Below are 20,226 nucleotides of genomic sequence, written 5' to 3'. Positions count from 1 at the left end.
TGCGGGTGCGGCCGGCCGGGCCCGCCGCCGTGGCGGCGAGCCGGGTTCCGGGGGCTGGCTAGCGCAGCAAAGCGAGGCACTTGATCCCGAATCGGTCGCCGTAGCTGTTGAAATAGGACACCACGCTGAAACCCTTGCCGACCCAGACTGGATTCTGCCAGCGGCAGGCAGCGTGGAAGTCGATCGGCACCGAGGTTCCGTGTCCGGCGCACCGCCAGGACGCCACATTGTCGCCGACGGTCGCGTCGGAATAGCCGAGGGAATTGCAGTATTGGTTGACCGCGATCCCGCCGATCTCGGAGTACGCGGAAGGCGTGGTCCAGCACCGCCCGCCGTTGTTGGTCACGGTGAATCCGGCCGCGACCAGGTCGGAAAATTGCCACCGGCAGGCAGCGGTGAGCGGAACGGCGGTGTCGATTCTCTGGTTGCCGATGCAGAACCAGACGTCGGAGCGCCGGACGACGTCGGCGAACCCGGCCGCTTGGCAGAATTCGCGGAGCATCATGCCGCCGAGGTCCCCGATGGTGGCGGGCGAAGCAGGCGAAGCGGACCTGGCGGGCGTAGCGGACGCGGCGGGGGAAATGAGCAGAAATGCGAGCAATGCGCCGCCCAAGGCGGCCAGCAGCGACCTGAACCGTGATTTTCTCATCGGAAATCCGTCTCTGTCCGGAAATATCGCTTTGTGGTGCGCCTCGCGAAGCGGTCCGGGTATCGTTGCGCGCAATGCCGGGCGAGCACAATCAGCCTTTAAGCGTAAGGCGTGGCGTCATTCGCGCGACGTGGCGGAGACGTCGTCGACGATCCGGCGCGCGAGCGCGGCCGAGGAGCTGGGGTTCTGGCCGGTGTAAAGATTGCGGTCGACGACCGCGTGAGACTTCAGCGGCAGGCCCGCGGTGTAGTCGGCGCCTGCTTTGAGCTGGTCGACGACCGGCTGCTTGCCGCCGGGGGTGGCGACGGTGACCTCGGCGGTCAAGGTGGACGTCGGGAAACAGAGCAAGCGGTTCGCCGAAACCGCGCGCCGCGCCGAGGAAGCCGGTTTCGACGACGTTGAGATCCACGCCGCTCACGGATACCTGGTGCCGCAGTTCCTTTCGCCGCTGGTCAACAAGCGGGCCGATGAGTGGGGCGGCAGTTTGGCCAACCGGGCCCGGCTGCTGCTCGACATCGTGCGAGCTGTGCGCGACGTGGTGTCGCCGTCGTTCACCGTTGCGGTGAAACTGAATTCGGCTGACTTCCAGCGCGGCGGATTCGGCGCCGCCGACGCCGGGCGGGCGATCGAGATGCTGGCTCCGCTCGGCGTTGCCGCTGATGCTGACCGGCGGGATCGTCCGGCGTTCGGTCGCCGGGCAGGTGCTGGCCAGCGGTATCGAACTGGCCGGGATGGGGACCGTGCTCGCAGCGGATCCCGATCTGCCCAAGAAATGGCGACGCAGCGGTGGAGCTCGCGCCGGCGAGCATCAAGGACAAGGCGCTGGCGTCGGCCGCGGGGATGGCGCGGGTGCGTCGTAAGATGCGGCTGGGCGCGGGCCGTCCGCCGAGGCCGCGGACGAACCCGAAGCTGGCCCTGGCGAAAGAAACTGTTCTGCAGTGCGCCGCTACTGCAGCTGGCTGAACAGCCGCGACACCACCGCCGCTGACGTCAGCAGGACGTTTTCGGCGCAGCAGGCGTGACCGCCTTGTTCCACACCGTCGCGGTGGACCCGTCGGCCCGGATCTCCACGATCGGGAACGGTTTCTCCACCGGATTGCCGTACTGCGCCTGATCCGAGCTGAACTGGATGGTCCCGCTCGCGCCCGGGACGGAGTTCTGGCACCGCATCTCCTCGATGAGGCCGATCTGGGACATGGGCGCGCGCACGACGGTGCCGGCGTTGCCGTTCGCGGCGCGGCGGGCGGCGGTGACCGCGACCATCATGGCGTCGTGGGCGAGGATGCCTTCGCCGCTGCCGAGGTCGGCGACGGAGTACGCCAGCGGGGCGGCGCCGTCGTCCGCGCGGATGGGCTGGCCGGTGCACACCCCGGGTTTCCCGGTGAAGACCGCCTGGAAAGTGTTGTAGGCGGCCTGTTCCGCGGTGCCGTTGCACGGACCCCATTCGTCCGGACTGGCCAGCGAGGTGAACAGCACCCGGACGTGGCCGCCGCGGACGGCGTCGCGCAGGCCGGGCTGGTTGATCGCGGAACCGCCGTCGTCGCCGGTCACGACGGTCAGCTTTCCGTTGGCGCACGGGGTGTTGCCCTGTGTCCAGGACTGCACGAACGGCACGAGGTCGGTGCCGCGGCCGGTGAAGTAGACGACGGTCGGGGCGACGGAGCAGAGATTCTGGTTCAGATAAGCGAATTGGGTGAGCAGCGGATCGCTGCGGGAGACGTCGGCGGGCAGCGAGCCCGGCGAGGTGAACGGGAACCGGTGCGCCGCGGGCATTTCCTTCACCGCCCGCGCGCCGAGGGTCTGGGTGTAGTCGTCGCCGGGGATGTTGTCCTGCACGATCGCGACCCGCGACGGGTCCGGTTCGATGCTCGCGATGTACCGGGCGGCGGCCGCGACCGAATGGGTGTTGGTGGGCGAGGTGCGGAAGAAACCGGTGTTGAGCTTGCCCTCGGGGGTGAGGTTCATGGTGTCCCCGGTGACGGTCGCGCCGATCACCGGCAGATGCGCCTGGCCGGTCAGCTTCGCCGCGGCCGCGCGGGTGTTGTCCATGCTCTGCCCGAGCCCGATCACCGAGACGACGTGCTGGGCCGCCGCGTGCTCGGCGATCTGGTCCACGGCCTCGGACCAGCTCGCGTACTGGCTGCCCATGTTCGCCAGGTACAGCTTCACCTTCGGCACGCTGCCCTGGAACGCCGCGGTGTGGTTGGCCCGCCACACCCCGGCGATCGCGCCTTCGACGTCGGGGTAGAGATCGGGGTACAGCCGGGTGTCCACGCCCTCGACCGGCGACATGTTCTGGAACAGCACCACGGACACGTAATTGTCGGTCACCGCTTCGTTGTTCGCCCGGATCGTGGCTTCCAGCTCCCGCATGTGGTCCGGTTCGTCCGGCCGGAACTGCGCGCTGTCCAGGTTGATGCCGACGCACGTGCCGGCCGGGTCCGCGGTCATGCCCGCCCCGCACCGGGCGAACAGCGGGGGCACGAGGACGGCCGCGGCGACCAGGCCGGCCACGACGAGCGTGGCGGAGCCGGCGGCCAGCACCGGACGGCGCAGCACCCAGTTGGCCAGACGCGGGAATCTGTAGGTGAACCAGCGCAGCAGCTTGCGAAACCAGGTCATCGGGCTCCTGTCGGGAAGAAACGGCTTTTACCGGCCGCCGAATTGCGCGGCGGCGTCAGTCAGCGCGTCGGTGTCGTCGCCGGCCGCGTAGTTGCCGGCCAATCGCTTGAAGTTCTTGGAGATCCGCTCGTCGTTCAGCGGGTCGGGAACGGTGTGCGGGTCGTGGTAGAGCCACAGCCGCGCGACGATGCTGGCGATCGCCGCCTCGGCCGAGTCCCGCCCGGGCTGCCCGTCCGGCACGAGGCGCGCGACGCTCTCGCCGGTCGGCTCGGTCATCGGCCAGCGGCACGGCGCCGCCGTGACCTGGTCGACTCGCCGGACCCAGGCCGGATGCGCGAGCTTGGCGAACTGGTCGACCAGTTCGCCGACGACGTGCGAGAAATTGCCGCAGGCGAGGTCGTAGTACAGCCGCCGGGCCTCGTCCTCGTCCTCCCCGGCCGGCCCGGCGCAGGTGTCGGCCGTCCGCCGGAACACCTCCGCCCAGGTCATCGCCACCGGATGCCGGTCGGCGGCGCTGTGCGCGTGCAGCGCCGCCAGCAAGCAGGCGAGCAGCCAGGGGTGCGGGGCCGCAGGATGCTCGCGCTCCGGGGCGACGACCGGCCACAGCGGCGAAGGCCGGGCGGCGAAAGTGCTGATCCACAGGTTCTCCCGCAGTGCGCGCAGGATTTCGTTCGCGTCGGGAAAGGCAGCGGGGTCCAGGCCGCCCGACCGCCCGGGCTGGCGGAGCCGGAGCGCCACCGCGACCGCTTGCGGAACGACCGTCCGGAGCGGATCGGCCAGCAGCGACTTCGGCAGGAAGGAGGTCAGCGCCCGTTCCCACAGCGCGATTCCGTTGTGCTGCTGGAACAGCAGCGAGCCGGACAGCGGCCCGGCGTCCGTCGGCAGTTCGCTCACCCGGCGGCCGATCTCGTGCGCGGCGGCGGGGAGGCCGCCGGAGAGCCGCCGCACGAACTCGGCGAAGACGGCCGGATCCCAGCCGTCCGGTGCGGTCGGGGCGAGTTCGCGCAGGACCGCGGGCCCGGGCGGATCCAGCCAGACGGGATACCAGGCGCGCGTCGGGACGGCGCCCGCGTCCTCGGTCGCCGCCAGATGCTGGGTCCACTGCCGGAAATCGGCTTGGGACAGAAGGGGGATCGCCCGCCGTTTCGGGCAGTCCGCTTTCGTCCGCCACGGCTCCCGCCACCAGTTTCCCCAGGCTGGCGACCAGCGGTCCATCGCCGCGACGACCAGCAGCGGATCGCGCTCGGGCAGCCGTTTCTGCCGTGCCCGGACCAGCGCGGAAAGGAATTCGCGGCCGGCCGGGGCGGCGTCGACGTTGTCCACCAGCAACGCCCAGGCGTGCTCGTGCGGGCCGTCCTGTCCGCGCGGGGTCAGGCAATCGCACCGGCGCACGGGCGTCGTCCACTGGTCGGCGCTGCGCGACAGGTCGGTCAGGAACGCGTTCAGCACGTGCGGGAGCGGATCGGAATCGCGTTCGCTCAGTTCGATCAGCGAGTCGATCGTGCCGGCCCCCTCCAGCAGGCCGCCGAACCACTTCAGCGCCTGGCGCACGTTCCGCCGCCGCCGGTTCGCCAGGCGCAGCAGGGCGCCGATTCCGCTGCTGACCGCTTGCTGGACAGCGGGTTCCGGAATCTGCGTGCCGATTCCGGACAGCGCCAGCGCGAACCTGACCGCCGCGCCTGCCTTGTCCGCGATGCCGTGGTCGTCTTCTTGGTGCAGGTAGCTTTCGACGAGGTCGAGCACGTGCGCGCGGGCGGTGTCGCGGTCGTGCGGCAGCGTTTCGTTCAAGGCCAGCAAGGAAAGCCCGACGCGGTGGAAAGCCGGGTCGCGGGGCAGATTGTCCCAGTGCCGGGCCAGCAGGAAGGACACGCAGGCGACGGCGGAGATCGGGTCGGCGACCCTGGCGTCGCGGAAATCGAGCCTGGCGTGGACGAGCGTGCCGCCGCAGGCGTCGGCGACCGCTCTGAGCGCGGTGCTCTTGCCCGCGCCCTTCGGGCCGAGCAGCGCGACGACCGGCTCCGGCACGCCGGTCCCGCCCGCCGGTCGCCGGAACGCTTGCCGGACAAAGAGTTCTGCGGCGGTCAGCACGGGAGGGTCCCCCAGGTCTCGGGCACGACGGTCGGCTCGCGGTGCGGGAAGCGGCACGGCAGAAGGTGTATCGGTTCAGATGTGGCCCGTGTCACAGGTATCGCGGCGGTTCACTCAAAAGTGTGGCCTTCCTGGTCGTCCGCGCAAGGGCTGTCCGGGGTTTTCCGGACGCTGCTTCAGGGATCGCCGCGGGACGGGGGCCACGATCGGGCGAAGGCGGGCCGTCGTCGCGTGCGCGGGCCCGTTCTTGTCCGGGCGGCTGCTTAAAGTGCGGGTCATGGCGGAGGACGAGCGCGAGCGGGCGCGCCGGGTGCTGAGCTTCGCGCTCGACGTGGCGATGCAGATGTTCCGGCAGGGCATCGAAACCGCGGTCGTCGTGCGCACGGTCCGCGGGCTGGCGTCGGCGGGCGGCGTCGACGACCTGCGGATTTCGGTGGGAGTACGGGCGATTCACCTTCAGTGCTGCCCGGGCGGCGGGGAGGAACCGCTGGTGCTGTTCGGCAGCGTGCGGGCGAACGACGCGCGTGACATCGGCCGGATGGGAGACCTGGAGGCGCTCGCGGTCCGCGCGGGCGCGGGTGCGATTTCGCCCGCGGATGCCGAGCGCGACGCCGGAATCCTCGCTCAAGCGGGGCCGACTTGGCCGTGGTACGTGAGTTTGCTCGGCGGTTGCCTGCTCGCGGCGATGATTTGCCTGCAGGCGAACGGGACCCTGCTCGCCGCGGTGGTGTCCGCCGGGCTGTTCGTTTTCGCCAACCGGGCCGGATGGGTGCTGAGCACGGTCGGCATCGCGGAGTTCTTCCAGGTCGCGGCCAAGGCAAGCACCGTGCTGGCCGTCGCGATCTCGTTGCTGTCCCTCGGGGTGCTCACCGGGCACGAAGCGGCGAGCCTCTCGGCGGCGAATCTCGTGCTGCTGCTGCCGATTCTGTCGCTGGTGTCGCTGGTCGAAGACGCGGTCGGCGACTTCCATCTGATGGCGGCCGCGCGGATCGTGACGGTGCTGCTGCTGACCGGCGCGATCGCGACCGGGGTGATGGTCGTGGTGTCGGTGGCGAACGGTCTCGACATCCTCGGCGCGGCCAGCCGGGTCCAGCTCGCCGCGCTGCCGCTCGCGCTGGTGCCCGTGACGGCGCTCGTCGGCTCGCTGGGGAACGCGATCCTGATGGGCACTCCGGTGCGGTGGTGGCTGCTCGCCTGCGGGGCGGGGGTCGTGACGTCCCTGGTGAACTGGACGGGACAGTCGGTGCTCGGCCTGGCCGCACCGGTGTCGATTTTTCTTGCCACGACGGTGCTGGGCGCATTGGCCGGGGCGGCGGCACGGACGCTGAAAGTGCCGACCGCGGTGGTCACGATCCCCGGCTTGACCGGTGCGGTGCTGCCGGGTCCCGCGCTGTATTTGAGCCTGTCGCAGGTTTTCGCTCGGGTGCCCGGTTCTTGGGACGCGGTGGCGGAAGCGACCGTTTCGACCGCGGCGATCGGCGTCGGAGTGGTGCTCGGCCTGCAGCTCGCGGCGTTGCGCCGGCCGGCGGCCGCGCTGCCGGGGACCCCGCTCGCCTGACCGGATCCGCGCTGCGGCCGCGAAAACGCGCTGATCAGCCGGGTGCACGGGCGTTTCGCCGCGGTCCGCCACGCCGGACGCCAACCCCGGCAAACACCCACTTATCGGTCTCCTGTCGCGGTATTAGGGGGTGGCAGGGATCTTGCTGGTGCGTAACGTCGGGCCGGTCACGCTGCACATCTAGCCCTGGGGGGCCGTTGAGCGAGTCGGAGCGCAACCTGGTCGCCGCTTTGCGTACGTCGCTGAAGGAGAATCATCGGCTCAAAGACGAGAACCGGCGGCTGCTCGGCGCGGCGGCGGGAGCGGAACCGGTCGCGATCGTCGGCGCGGGATGCCGGCTGCCGGGCGGGATCGAGACGCCGGAACAGCTGTGGCGGCTGCTCTCCGGCGGCGGCGACGCGATCGGCGGGTTCCCGGACGACCGGGGCTGGGACGTCGAGCGGCTTTACGATCCCGACGGCGTCCGGCCGGGGTCGATCTCCGTGCGGGAAGGCGGTTTCCTCGCCGGGGCGGCGGAATTCGACGCGGGCCTCTTCGGGATCAGCCCGCGCGATGCCGTGCTGATGGACCCGCAGCTGCGGCTGCTGCTGGAAACCGGCTGGGAATCGCTGGAACGGGCCGGAATCCCGCCGCGTTCGCTGGGCGGCAGCCGGACCGGCGTGTTCACCGGCGTGATGTACCACGACTATCCGGGCAGTTTCGCCGCGTCCGGGATGGTGTCCGGCCGGGTGGCCTACACGTTCGGGCTGCAAGGCCCGGCGATCACGGTGGACACCGCCTGTTCGTCGTCGCTGGTCACGGTGCATCTGGCGGCGCAGGCGCTGCGCGCGGGGGAGTGCGAACTCGCGCTCGCGGGCGGGGCGACGGTGATGTCGACGCCGCGCACGTTCGTCGAGTTCAGCAAAGACGGCACCCTGTCTCGCGGCGCGCGATGCCGGAGCTTCGCCGAGTCCGCGGACGGAACGGCCTGGTCCGAAGGCTGTGTAATGCTGGTGCTGCAACGGCTTTCGGACGCCCGCCGTTCCGGCCGGCCGATCCTGGCGGTGCTTCGCGGCAGTGCGGTCAATTCCGATGGCGCGTCGAACGGCATCACCGCCCCGAACGGTCCGGCGCAGCGCCGGGTGATCCGGCAGGCGCTGGCGTCGGCCCGGTTGTCCGCCGCGCAGATCGACGTCGTGGAGGCGCACGGGACGGCCACCCCGCTCGGCGATCCCATTGAGGCGCAGGCACTTCTGGCCACCTACGGCGCGGATCGGAGCGGCGGGGCGCCGCTGCGGCTGGGGTCGTTGAAATCCAATCTCGGGCACACCCAGGCCGCGTCCGGCGTCGCGGGACTGTTGAAGCTGGGGCTCGCCCTGCGGCACGAACTGCTGCCGAAGACTTTGCACGTGGACGCGCCCAGCAGCCGGATCGAGTGGTCTGCCGGCGAGGTCGAGTTGCTGACCGAGGCGACGCCGTGGCCGCGCGGGTCCCGGCCGAGGCGGGGCGCGGTCTCCAGCTTCGGGTTGAGCGGGACGAACGCGCACGTCGTGGTGGAGGAAGCGCCGCCAGTCACGGAACGCGCCGCGGACGACCGAGCGGCGGTTCCGGTGGTGCTCAGCGGGCACGATCCGGCGGCGCTGCGGGCGCAGGCGGAGCGGCTGGCCGAGCGGCTGCGCGAGGAGCCGGAGCTCCGTCCGGCGGACGTCGCGCGCACCCTCGCGACCGGGCGCACGCATCTGGAGCACCGCACGGTGGTCGTCGCGCGCGATCGGGAGGAGCTGCTTGCCGGGCTCGAAAACCCGGCCGCCCGGGCGGTGCGCGGCGAGGGGCCGTTGGCCTTCCTGTTCTCCGGTGGCGGCTCGCAGCGGACCGGCATGGGCGAGGAACTGGCCGCTGCGTATCCGGTGTTCGCCGCCGCGTATGCCGCTGCTTGCGCGGAACTCGACCGGCACCTGGACCGTCCGCTGCGGGAGGCGATCGGCGGGGCGCTCGACGAGTTCCGTTACAGCCAGGCGGCGTTGTTCGCGATCGAGGTCGCGCTGTTCCGGCTGGCCGAATCGTGGCAGTTGCTGCCGGACGTCCTTTGCGGACATTCCGGTGGCGAGCTGGCGGCCGCGCACTGTGCGGGCGTGCTGTCGCTGGCGGACGCGGCGGAACTGGTCGTCGCGCGCGCCACGCTGATGCAGGCTCAGCCGCTCGGCGCGATGGTGGCGATCGAAGCGGGACCGGAGGAATTCGCCGGGGAAGCAGTCGATGTCTCCGTGGTCAACGGTCCGCGATCGGTCGTCGTCGCCGGGGAAGAAGCGGCGGTGCTGGCTGTCGCCGCCCGGTTCTCCGCGGCCGGACGGCGCACCAAGCGCCTGGCGCTTTCGGTCGGTTCCCATTCGCGGCTGATGGACCCGGTGCTGGAGCCGTTCCGCGCGATCGCGGCGCGAGTCGCGTATGCCGAACCCGCGGTCCCGATCGTTTCCACGGTGACTGGCGAGCCGATCGAATCCTTCGACGCCGGCTACTGGGTGCGCAACATCCGCCGCACGGTCCGGTTCGGGGACGCGGTCCGCACCTTGGAAAGCCAAGGCGTCACCCGGTTTTTCGAACTCGGCGCGGACGGGCCGCTGGTCGCGCTGCTGCCCGACGCTCCGCTGGCGGTCGCCGCGCTGCGCCGGGACGTGCCTGAAGACGTCGCGGTCGCCGAGGCGATCGGGGAGTTGCACGCAGACGGGGTGTCGCTGGACTGGGCGGCGGTTTTCGCGCCTCGCGCGGCGGAGTTCGTCGATCTGCCGACCTACCCGTTCCAGCGGGAACGCTACTGGCTGTCCGCTTCGGACGAAGCGGGCGACCTCTCCGCGACCGGGCTCGAAGCCGCCGGGCACCCGCTGCTCGGCGCAGCGGTTCCGCTGGCCGACGGAGACGGATTCCTGCTGCACGGCCGGATTTCGACCGCCGCGCAGCCGTGGCTGGCCGGACACGCGGTCGGCGGCTCGGTGCTGTTCCCCGGTACCGGTTTCCTGGAACTCGCTCTGCGCGCCGGTGAAGAGGCCGGTGAGGCCCGGGTTCGCGAGCTGACTGTGCACGCGCCGTTGGTCCTGGACGCAGACGGGGTGCGCGTTCAGGTCCGCGTCGGCAGCGCTGACGAGGCGGGGGTGCGGCCGGTGAGCATCCACGCGCAGACCGGCGACGCGCCCTGGGTACGGCACGCCGACGGTGCGCTGGCTCCGGCTGGTCCGGCCCCGACGACCGGTCCCGTCTGGCCGCCTGCCGGGGCAGCCGAAATCGATCTCGACGGCATGTATGAACTTCTCGCCGAGCGCGGCGTCGAATACGGACCGTTGTTCCAGGGGCTGAAAACGGCCTGGCGGTCCGGGGACGAGGTGTTCGCCGAAGTCTCCCTGCCGGAATCCGCGGTGCTGGACGCCGCGGTGTTCGGGCTGCATCCCGGCTTGGCCGATTCGGCGCTGCACGCTATCGGTCTCGGCCCGGCCACTGGTGCGGAAACGCTCCTGCCGTACTCGTGGTCCGAAGCGGACTTGTGGTCGGCTGGCAGCTCTGAGCTTCGAGTGCAGGTGAAACCGCTGGGGGAGAACACAGTTTCGCTGTCCTTTTTCGACTATTCGGGCAACCCGGTGGCCACGATCGGCTCGCTGACGCTGCGGCCGGTCACCGGCGTACGGCGCGCACCCCGTTCCGGCGCGCTGCTCCGTCCGGAATGGACAGAATGCAGTCTCCCCAGCGGGAACGCCGAGGACGTGCACACATTGGTGGTTTCGCCAGGTGCTGACGCTGCGGCGGCACAGTCTGAAATCCAGCGGATTCTCCCCGCGCTGCGCACGGCGCTCACGGACGACCGCCGGATTGTGGTGGTCACCCGCCACGCAGCCGGACTGCCTGGCGAACCGGTGGACCTGGCCGGTGCGGCTGTCGCCGGATTGGTCCGCTCCGCGCAGACCGAACACCCGGGTCGGATCGCGCACCTGGACACCGACGAGCCGCCGTCCGCCGCCGTGATCGCCGCCGCCGCGGCCGAGCCAGCCACCGTGGTGCGCGGCAACCGAACTCTGGCCCCGCGCCTGGTCGCCGCCGAAGCCGCCGAAGCCGCTGAAAGCGCGGAATGGGGCCCGGGCCCGGTGCTGATCACGGGCGGGACCGGACAGCTCGGCCGACTGGTCGCCGAACACCTGGTCCGCCGCCACGGAGTGCGCGAACTGGTGCTGGCGAGCCGGACCGGCCGGGGCGGGGACGCCCTCACCGCCGAGCTGACCGCCCTTGGCGCGCGGGCCGAGGTAGCGGTCTGCGAACTCGCCGACCGATCCGCCGTCGCCGCGCTGCTGACCGCGCACCCGGTCAATGCGATCGTGCACGCGGCGGGCGTCCTGGCCGACGGGATGCTCACCTCGCTCACCGCGGACCAAATCGACGCGGCGTTCGAAGCCAAAGCCACCGCCGCGTGGAACCTGCACCAACTGGCCGGCGATGTGCACAAGTTCGTCCTGTTTTCCTCCGCCGCGGGCCTCCTCGGCGCACCGGGCCAGGCGAATTACGCGGCGGCGAACGCGTTCCTCGACGCACTCGCCCAGCATCGCCGCAACCTCGGGCTTCCCGCTCAATCCCTGGCCTGGGGGCTGTGGAACTCGGACGAGCGCACCGGCGGCCTCACCGCCGAAGCAGGTCTGGCGCTGTTCGACGCCGCCATCGCCGACCCGGCCCCGGTGCTGGCCCCGCTCCGGCTCGACGCGTGGCATGGGGACGACGTTCCTCTGCTGCTTCGCGGTCACGTGCGGACGCCCCGGCGCGCTGGTGGTTCCGCAGCGAGCCGACTGCGCCGCACCCCGCCCGCCGAGCGCCGGGAACGGTTGGCGGAACTGGTCGGCGCACAGGTCGCGGCGGTACTCGGGCACGGTGAGACCGTCGAATCCAGCCGTGCCTTGCCCGGTCTTGGTTTCGACTCGCTCACCGCGGTCCAGTTGCGCAACCGGCTCTCCGAACTCACCGGCCTGACGCTCGGCGCGACCCTGGTGTTCGACCATCCCACCGTCGCGGACCTCGCCGACTTCCTGAACGAGTCCTTTTCGGACCCTCCGGAGGAGCCTTCGGCGCCGAAACCGGGAGATCCGGTCGCCCGGCTGTTCGCCGAGGCGGTGGCGGCGGGCCGGGTGCCGGAAGGCGTCGCCCTGCTCGGGGCCGCCGCGAACCTCCGCCCGTCCTTCCGGGAACCGGCTGCGGGGTCTCGGCCGGTACGGCTGGCCGAGGGACCACAGCGTCCCGCGCTGCTGTGCGTGCCTTCACCGGCCGCGATGACCGGTGCCGTCCAATATGGACGCTTGGCCGCGCCCTTCCGCGGCGAACGGCGGTTTTCCGTGTTGTCCTTGCCCGGTTTCCTCGCGGACGAGCCGCTTCCGGCCAACCTCGGCGCCCTCGTCTCAGCGCTCGCCGACCAGGCCCGCGAAGCAGCCGCCGACGAACCGTTCGCGTTGCTCGGCTACTCCTCCGGCGGAATTCTGGCCGAAGCCGTGGCGGCGGAACTGGACCGCACCGGCGATGCTCCGGCTGGCCTGTGCCTGCTGGACACCTACGAAATCGGCGGCCCGGCCGAAAACGCCGTCCACGCGATGGCCGGGGAAGTGCTGACCCGCCAGGACGGCGGCGGATTCGACCGGGCGCAACTGACCGCCATGGGCCGCTACCTCGGTCTCCTCGCCGCCGCGGGGCCGCCGGAAATCCAGGTCCCCGCTGTGCTGCTGCGTTCTGCCCGCAGCTTCGGGGAAACGGCCGGGGCGGCCTGGCAGACGACGTGGTCGCGAGCCGACCGCGTGGAAACCGTGCCCGGAGACCATTTCAGCATCGTCGCCGAGGACGCCGAAAGCACCGCTTCGGCCGTCGTTGCGTGGCTGGAATCCGTGACAGAACCGATCGTGGAAACCGTTACCGGACTTGGGAGTTCGTCGTGAGCAATGGAGTGTGCCCGTACCCGTTCGAACCGTCGGCGCTGGCTGTGGACGCGCGGTACGCGGAGATGCGCGAGCAGCAGGGGATGAGCCGGGTGCGGCTGCCGTACGGCGGCGAGGCCTGGCTGGCGACGCGCTACGAGGACGTGCGGGCCGTGCTGGTGGACCGCAGGCTGATGCGCAGCCTGACCGTCGGCAAGGACGCGCCGCGCGGAACCGAGGCGATCGAAAGCGAAAGCTCGATCATCACCATGGACCCGCCGATGCACTCCCGGCTGCGCCGGCTCGTCGCGGCCGCGTTCACGCCGAAACGAGTGGAAACGCTGCGCCCGCGGATCCAGGAAATCGCCGACGGCCTGATCGACCGGATGATCGAGCAGGGCCCGCCGGCGGACCTGGTGACGTCGTTCTCGATCCCGCTCCCGATCACCGCGCTGTGCGAGCTTCTCGGCGTCCCGCAAGAGGATCGCGACAAGGTGCACATGTGGACCGACACGATGCTGATGCTCAGCGGGGACGGTTCGGACCACACCGCGATCATGACCGCGCAGCGCGAACTCTGGGGCTACATCGCGGGCCTGGTCGCGGAACGCCGGGAAACCCCGACCGACGACCTGATCGGCGCGCTGGTGCGGGCCCGCGACGACGAGGGCAGGCTGACCGAGGGCGAGCTGATCGACCTCTCCGGCGGGATCCTGGCCGTCGGCCACGAAACGACCGCGAACCACATCTCCAATCTGCTCTACACCCTGCTGACCAACCCGGACCAGCTGGCGCGCCTGCGCGCCGACCCCGGCCTGCTGCCCTCGGCGGTCGAGGAACTGCTGCGGTTCGTCCCGCTCGGCGCGAGCGCCGGGTTCGCGCACATCGCCAGCGAGGACGTCGAAATCGGCGGCCAGCTGATCCGCGAGGGCGAGGCGGTGTTCGCGGACCTGGAAGGCGCCAACCGCGACGCGACGGTGTTCGAGTGCCCGGAGGACCTGAACCTGGCCCGGCCGCGCAACCACCACGTCGGCTTCGGCCACGGCCCGCATCACTGCCTGGGCGCCCAGATGGCGCGGCTGGAACTGCAGGTCGCGCTGGGGACGCTGCTGGCCAGGTTCCCGGATCTCGAGCTGGCGGCCGACGTGCCGTGGCTGGCCGGGCGGCGGCAGCGGGGACCGGAGCGGCTGGAACTGACGTGGAAGACGGCGTTGCCCGCGAAGTGACGAGGTGAGCGGTTATCCGGCGTCGCAGATGTTGCCGCTGTAGTAGGCGCCGTCGACCACGTCGGCGAGGCCGAGGACAGTGACGCCGGGCTTGACGCACATGTGGACGTCGTCGCGCGGCCAGAGCATGTCGACGGTGATCGTCACGTCGGTGCGCGGCGGCTCGTCGCAATGGCCGTAGTACGCGAGCGGGCCGCTCTCGTAGAAGCCGCACGGGAATTGCTGAGTGCTCGCGGTCGCGACCGGGCTGCTCGCCGCCAAGGCGGCAGCGGTCAGGACGCCTGCGGAAAACAGCGGGAACAATCGCATGGGAACTCCTCGGTCGGTGATCCGGTTTCCGGGGGCGGGGCCGAAGTCCTCGGCCGAGCCCCCGGAAACCAGGTCTATCCGACGGGGGTTGTGCGGGGCAGGGCTGATCGCGCCGCACAACCAATTCCGCACAATTTCGCGGGACGGACGGCGGTCAGCGCCGCCCGCTGGCCCGCAAGAGGGCCTCGTTGCTGAAGGCCATGTACTCGCTGAAGACATCCGGCCGGTGCACCGCGTCGACCCGGGCCAGGCCCGCGTCGGTGATCTGGACGCGCACCGGGTTGTTCGGGTCCCGGTTGTCGATGACGACGCCGTTGAGCCGGTTCCACTCGACGACGAACCGGCCGGGGGAGCGCCGTTCGAGTTCGGCTCCGACCGCGCGCTTCATCGCCATGAGATAGAAATCGTGGAAGATCATCGGCTCGGTCATCTTCCGGTTGAGGATGTCGCGTTCGTTCTGCCCGAGATACCGGTTGACGATGTCGAGCGGATCCGGCATCCGGTTGAGCACGTAGTTGGTGATGTCCCGCACGTAGAAACCGGTTTCCTCGGTCTGCCTGGTGACGATGAACTGGGAGGGCGTGATCCGCCACAGGATGGTGGAGTTGATCTGGCTCAGGATCGCCGCGCACTGGTCAGGGCGCTTCGCGCACATCTGCTGCCCCAGCTTGTCGATCGCCTGCCTCCGCAGCTGGGTGGCGAGATCCCATTCGGCGATCATCGCGTCGAAATCGGATTTGCCGTAGCCGGCGGCGATTTCCTTCTTCATCGCGGTCAGGTCGTCGGCCCACGGCGGTTTCGGGACGTTTCCGCCGCGGATGGCCTGGTCCTCCTTGGCTTTCTTGTCGGCCGCGATCCGCGCGGCCTCGGATGCCGCGGCTGCGGCCGCGTCGCGGGCTTTGCCCGCTTCGATCGCGGACTGCCGAGCTGCCCTGGCCGCCGCGGCGGCTTCGGCGGCGTAGCTGGCCGCCCTGGCGGCCGACGTGGTCGCCCATCGTGCCGATTCCTTGGCGCTCGCGGCAGCGGCGGTCGCGGTTTTCGCGGCCCGTTGCGCCGTCGCGGCCGCTTGAGCGGCTCGTTCGCTGGACTTCTGCGCTTCCTGCGCGGATGTCTTGGCCTGATCGGCATAGCGCTGGGCTTCGCCCTTCGAGGCTTGCGCCTGCCGGTTGTACTCCGCTGCCTGGTCGGCGGCGTGCCGTGCGGTGGCGGCTGCCGCGGAGGCTTCGCCGGCGTTCTGCTTCGCGGTGGCGGCCGCGCTCGCGGCGTTGGCCACCAGCCGCTTCACATCGGCGACGTGCGCGCTGGTGTCCTCGTCGAGCTTCTGTGCCCGATACTGCCCGACGGTGAGGAAATCGCGCAGATGCGACGCCGTCCCGGCGAGGGCGATCTTGGCGGCGGCTTTGACCTCCGGCCCGCCCGAGTCGAGCAACTGGGCGGTCTGGACCCGGTCGTCCTCTTCGCGGGCGATGTGCTGGCCGGTGGCGAAGAACGTTTCGCGATCGGCCTCGGTCCCGTTGATCGCGGCCAGCGCCGCCTTCTTCACCGCGGGCCCCGCCGAGGCCGTGATCTGCGCGATGCGAACCTTGTCGTCGTCGTCCTTGCCCTCGTAGTGCCGGGTTTTCAGGAACTCCTGCACCGCTGGGTAAGGCCCGTACATGACCGCTTCGGCGGCGGTCTTCTGCGCGGGCTTGTCCGTCGAGTCGGCGACGTTGCCGACCCGCGCGCGGTCGTCGAGTTCGGCCGCTCGCTGCCGTTGAGTGAACAGGAATTCGCGGACGTCCTCGGCGGTCCCGGTCAAGGCCTGCTCGGCGGTGGACTGGACCCAGGGGCCCGCAGTCCGGAACAGCCTGGCCGCTGCCTTGCGCCCGGAGGAGACTACGACTTCCGGGCTGGCGCCCGCCGCGGTGGCTTCGGCGAGCAGCCGCTGGGTTTCCGCGTCCTGCCGGTTCGCTTCGGAGACGTCCCAGTCTGCCTGCTGCTTCTTGACGTCCGCGGCTTCCTTGGCGTCCTCTGCCTCGGAAATGCCCTTGGCGGTCCGCGACTCGAGTTCCTGCGCCTCGGTTTGCCGGGCGAACTTTTCCACGCTGTCGGCCTTGCTCGCGGCGGCGGCCGAGGCGTCGGCCGACTCGCGGGCGGCTGCCGCCTGCGTTTCCGCTTCGGTGGCCGCCTTGTCCGCTTCGATCGCGTGCGCGGCGACCCGGTCGGCCTCGTCGGCTGCCCTTTCGGCGTGGGCGGCGGCGGAGTTCGCCGCGGCGGACGACTCCGAGGCGGCTTGGGCCGCCTGCTCGGCCAGCGACCGGGCACTGCCCGCCGCGTGCCGGGCGATCTGCGCTTGCCGGGCCGCGGCAGCCGCGGCCCGGCGTGCCCGCGCGGCTTCCGCCTGGGACACGTTGGCATACCCGGCGGCCTGGCTCGCGGCCGCGGCGGCTCGGTCGGCGTTGGCTCCCGCGCTGTCCGCCGCGGCGGCCGCTTTGCCCGCTTCGATGGCGCCGGCTCCGGCGGCTGCTGCCGCAGTTGCGGCTTCGCGGGCCATTCCGGCGACAATCCGCGCGACCTGAGCAGCCTGGCTGGCCGCGTTCGCGCGACCGTGATCCAGCGCGGCGGCGGACGCGGCGCCCCGGGCGACCGCAGCTGCTTGGCCCGCGCCGACGGCGGCTGAAGCAGCTCTGGCCGCGGCTGTTGCCGCGGTGCGTGCTGCCGAAGTGGCGAGGTTGGACGCGCGAACGGCGACCTGCGCGGCGTCGGCAGCACGGTTCGCGGCGTCTGCGGCACGGCCCGCTGCAGCCGCCGCCCGCGCCGCATCGTTCTGCGCGGCAGCGGTTTCTTCGGCAGCACGGGCTGCTGCTTCTTGAGCTAGGCGGGCTGCTTCCACCGCGCGTCCCGAAGCTTCCTTCGCTGCCGCAGTGGCGATCGCGGCCTGGTTGCCCGCGGCCTTCGCCCGTTCGGTCAGTTCGGCGATCGAGGCCTTCTCGTCGTCGCGGGAACGGGCGATGTACTGCCCGGACCGCAGGAACTCGGCGACGTCCTCGTCGGAACCGTTGAACGCCGCCGCGGCGGCTTTCTTCAGCTCCGGCCCGGCGGTGCTCATCACCTGGCTGAGCCGGACCCGGTTGTCCTCCGCGCGCAACGGGAATTGGTCGCGGTTGAGGAAGTCGCTGACCGCCTCGTCGCCGCTCGCCAGCGCTTTCTTGGCCGCGGCGGCGAGTGCGGGACCCGCGCCGGCCAGCACCTGCGCGGCGTGCACGCGCTCGTCCTCCGCGAACGGCGCGTATTTGCCGGTGTCGAGGAACTCCTGGATTTCCTGCGGGGAACGAGAAAACACCGCGAGGGCCGCGTCGCGGACGCCCCGGTCGCTTGAATTGACCAGCTGGGCGAGCCGGACGCGGTTGTCCTCCAGCTGGGCCGGTGCGCGGCCGTTCGCCAGGAACTCGTGGACGTCGGCGTCGCCGGCGACGAGCGCGTTCTCGGCGGCCCGGCTCAGTCCGGGCCCGCCGGTCTTCATCAGTTCCATGGCCTGCGCGCGCTCGGAGAGCTCGGGAGCGGGATCGGCGGCCGCCGCGGGAACAAGGAGGCCGCTCGCGCCTGCGAGCACGGTCAGCACCGCCGCGCCGCGGGAGCGCCATGGTCTGTGCCGGGTCAATGGTCTGGACATTTGTTCACCTGCCTTCGCGTAAGGGGAGTCAGCGCACGATCGCGCAGCTGTTGGAGGTGGCGGTGATGTCGTTGAGCGAGTAGAAGCCCTGTCCCACGAGGCTGCCGTTCGTGCGCCCGGACGGGACCCAGCCGCGGCTGTAGGGCAGGTACCGGTACCAGAGCAGACCGCCCTCCTCCCCGGCGTAGGAGCCGTAAAGGGTGTCGGCTCCGGCAGAGGTGAGGTGTTTGAAGATGTGCCAGCCGGTGCCGATCCGGACCGGTTGCTCGCTCCAGCTGTTCGCCGCCGCGTCGTACACGCCGCGGAGCAGGTCGCCCGACGGTGTGCGGGCGTAGAGGACCCCGTCCCCGGCCGCGACGATCAGGTTGTACTTGTCCCAGCCGGTTCCGATCTCCTGGTGCGTCCAGGCCTTGGTCGCGGGGTCGTAGGTGCGGCGGTGCAGTTTCCCGTCCGGCTCCACGCCGTACAGGGCGCCCGTGGCGTCGACCGTCAGGCGGTCGCGGTACTCGGCGCCCGCGTAGCGCTCCCATCCGTGGTCGATCACGACCCCGTCGGCGGTCTGCCCGGGCGCGTGGTCCCAGCCGTTGCCGTTCCAGCGGAACCGCGCCAGTTCGCCGTTGCGGTTGGCCAGGTAGAGGATTCCGTCCGGGCCGGCGACGGGCTTGCCGACGTTCCATCCGCTGCCGATTCCCCTGGCGTAGCCGCCGTTGGCCCAGCTCCGCAGGCCGTCGCGGGCGGCGGTGTGCTCGAGCAGCCACAGGCCGCCGTCCGGGCGGACGGTGAAGATCGGCGCGGTCGGCTTGCACGCGATCGCGAGGTCCGGGATGGCGGCGCGGATCCAGTCGCCGATGTTGTCGATGCGGGCTTCGGTCGCGCTGTCGCGGGTTTCGGTCTCGCCGAGACAACCGTTCTGCCACGAGGTCGAGTTGATGCCGACGAGAGCGGCGTTCGCGCCCTGGCCCCAGAAGGCGGGGCCGCCCGCGTCGCCCTTGCACGTGGTCCGGCCGCCGAGTTCGAAGGTGGTGGCGGTGACGGCGGTGACGGTCGGCCAGGTGACGTGCAGTTCGTAAGGCACCCATTCGTCGTGCGTGCGGCCGTATCCGGCGACGGTGAGAATTCCCGCGCCGGGGACGGGAGCCAGCTTGCTCAACGGGATCGGGGCGACTCCCGGGATGGGCTTGCTGAGCTTCGCGAGCACGACGTCGCGGTCGTCGCGCGGCACGAGGTCCACGATGTCGGCGGTCTGCCCGTCGGTACCGGTGGGCATGGTGCGTCCGACCAGCACCGAAGAGTGCTTCTTGGGCGGCCCGGCCGGAATGTGGAAGCCCTGGCCGGGGGTGTCCGCGAAGCAGGTCGACGCGGTCACGACCCACTGGGGATGGATCAGGACGCCGCTGCACGAGCGTTCCCCGATGGTCACCCGCGCGGCGTAGCGGTGGTCGCCGTCGGGCACGCGGCCGCCGGTGACCGCGTTCGCGGGTCCGGCGGCGAGCAGTGCGGCGGCGGTCAGCGCGGCCAGGCCGCCGCCGGTGATCTTGCGTCTGAGCGTGCTGGGCACGGGGATCCTTTCCTGGACGGGCCGGGGGTCAGGCACGGGCGGTGATCCGCAGGAGCGTGCCGGGGCCGTTGGCGGGCGTTTCGCCTTCGCCGACCGGTTTGCTGTCGTTCTTGGGGACGGAGTAGGTCTTGGTCGTTCCCTTGACCGTCACGTCGACGTCGAGGGCGTGCCGGTCGGCTTTGACGAGGTACGCCTCGGGGATTTCCAAGGTCAGCCAGCCTGTCGGGCCGCTCGCCCGGAAGCAGGTGGCGGCCTTCGAACGGGCGTGCACCTCGATGACGTCCGGCTGCCCGCAGTCGGCCAGGAGGATGTTGCCGTCGCCCTTGTGCAGCACGACGCCCTTCTCGGCGAGGATCGCCGCGGCGCCGGGATAGTCGAAGTCCTCGGTGATGGCCGGCTCGCCCGTTTCGGCGGCGGTGCCGGGGCGCGGGTCTTCGCCGAACGCGGTGCCGTGCCACGGGCTCAGTGCCGCGGCTGCCGCCACGACCACGAAAAGGGCACGACCGATGGAGCGCATCCGCATGCGCGATTCCTTTCGGATGGGCCGGCAGCCCCCGCTGCCGGCGGTGAAACGGTTCGCCGGCCGGTGCCGGCGCGACCGCGGGATCGCCGACCGCCCCCCGACGAGAGCCGGAGGCCGTCCGGCGCACCGGCGGCC

General features: G+C 71.1%; 11 protein-coding genes and 1 pseudogene. 4 read left to right on the top strand and 8 right to left on the bottom strand.

The genetic code is table 11. The features are described 5' to 3' along the window. Nucleotides 1-58 precede the first annotated feature (58 nt). Nucleotides 59-649, bottom strand: a complete 591-nt coding sequence (locus tag ACWGIC_RS03720) for a hypothetical protein (RefSeq protein WP_452074353.1) — start codon at nucleotides 647-649, stop codon at nucleotides 59-61. A gap of 117 nt (nucleotides 650-766) precedes the next feature. Next, nucleotides 767-973: a hypothetical protein gene (locus ACWGIC_RS03715; RefSeq protein WP_452074352.1), complete on the bottom strand. Its 207-nt coding sequence runs from the start codon at nucleotides 971-973 to the stop codon at nucleotides 767-769. On the opposite strand from ACWGIC_RS03715, the gene ACWGIC_RS03710 reads away from it, so the two are divergent. Then, nucleotides 957-1,637, top strand: a complete 681-nt coding sequence (locus ACWGIC_RS03710) for an oxidoreductase (RefSeq protein WP_452074351.1) — start codon at nucleotides 957-959, stop codon at nucleotides 1,635-1,637. The two genes, ACWGIC_RS03715 and ACWGIC_RS03710, sit on opposite strands and share 17 nt — an antisense overlap. A 2-nt stretch (nucleotides 1,638-1,639) precedes the next feature. Here the strand turns inward: ACWGIC_RS03710 and ACWGIC_RS03705 are convergent, their stop codons facing one another. Together ACWGIC_RS03705 and ACWGIC_RS03700 are read right to left on the bottom strand one after the other, a co-directional pair. Next, the gene (locus ACWGIC_RS03705; protein ID WP_452074350.1) at nucleotides 1,640-3,271 is read right to left on the bottom strand and encodes an ABC transporter substrate-binding protein; all 1,632 of its coding nucleotides are present in this window, start codon (nucleotides 3,269-3,271) and stop codon (nucleotides 1,640-1,642) included. Nucleotides 3,272-3,298: 27 nt separating this feature from the next. After that, nucleotides 3,299-5,359, bottom strand: coding sequence for a hypothetical protein (locus ACWGIC_RS03700; protein WP_452074349.1), 2,061 nt, complete (start codon nucleotides 5,357-5,359; stop codon nucleotides 3,299-3,301). Between the two features lie 277 nt (nucleotides 5,360-5,636). Between ACWGIC_RS03700 and ACWGIC_RS03695 the strand changes: the two genes are divergently transcribed. From ACWGIC_RS03695 to ACWGIC_RS03685, 3 genes and pseudogenes are all read left to right on the top strand, one after another. Further along, complete coding sequence (locus ACWGIC_RS03695) at nucleotides 5,637-6,917, top strand: threonine/serine exporter family protein (RefSeq protein ID WP_452074348.1); 1,281 nt, start codon at nucleotides 5,637-5,639, stop codon at nucleotides 6,915-6,917. A gap of 197 nt (nucleotides 6,918-7,114) precedes the next feature. Then, nucleotides 7,115-12,844: pseudogene (locus ACWGIC_RS03690) on the top strand (SDR family NAD(P)-dependent oxidoreductase); the annotation flags it as partial. Further along, nucleotides 12,841-14,049, top strand: a complete 1,209-nt coding sequence (locus ACWGIC_RS03685) for a cytochrome P450 (RefSeq protein WP_452074347.1) — start codon at nucleotides 12,841-12,843, stop codon at nucleotides 14,047-14,049. The pseudogene ACWGIC_RS03690 and the gene ACWGIC_RS03685, both read left to right, overlap by 4 nt. A gap of 12 nt (nucleotides 14,050-14,061) precedes the next feature. On the opposite strand, the gene ACWGIC_RS03680 is transcribed toward ACWGIC_RS03685, so the two are convergent. The 4 genes from ACWGIC_RS03680 to ACWGIC_RS03665 form a co-directional block, all read right to left on the bottom strand. Then, nucleotides 14,062-14,358: a DUF6355 family natural product biosynthesis protein gene (locus ACWGIC_RS03680; protein ID WP_452074346.1), complete on the bottom strand. Its 297-nt coding sequence runs from the start codon at nucleotides 14,356-14,358 to the stop codon at nucleotides 14,062-14,064. Between the two features lie 154 nt (nucleotides 14,359-14,512). Then, nucleotides 14,513-18,010 (bottom strand): ALF repeat-containing protein, encoded by a 3,498-nt coding sequence (locus ACWGIC_RS03675; protein WP_452074345.1) that lies wholly within the window; start codon nucleotides 18,008-18,010, stop codon nucleotides 14,513-14,515. Between the two features lie 28 nt (nucleotides 18,011-18,038). Next, complete coding sequence (locus tag ACWGIC_RS03670) at nucleotides 18,039-19,568, bottom strand: tachylectin-related carbohydrate-binding protein (RefSeq protein ID WP_452074344.1); 1,530 nt, start codon at nucleotides 19,566-19,568, stop codon at nucleotides 18,039-18,041. A 28-nt stretch (nucleotides 19,569-19,596) separates the two neighbouring features. After that, nucleotides 19,597-20,091, bottom strand: coding sequence for a hypothetical protein (locus tag ACWGIC_RS03665; protein ID WP_452074343.1), 495 nt, complete (start codon nucleotides 20,089-20,091; stop codon nucleotides 19,597-19,599). Nucleotides 20,092-20,226 lie beyond the last annotated feature (135 nt).

The sequence above is a fragment of the Amycolatopsis sp. NPDC054798 genome (assembly GCF_053611505.1).
Note: the sequence above shows the minus strand (reverse complement) of the source record. Positions and strands in the feature narration are given on the sequence as shown.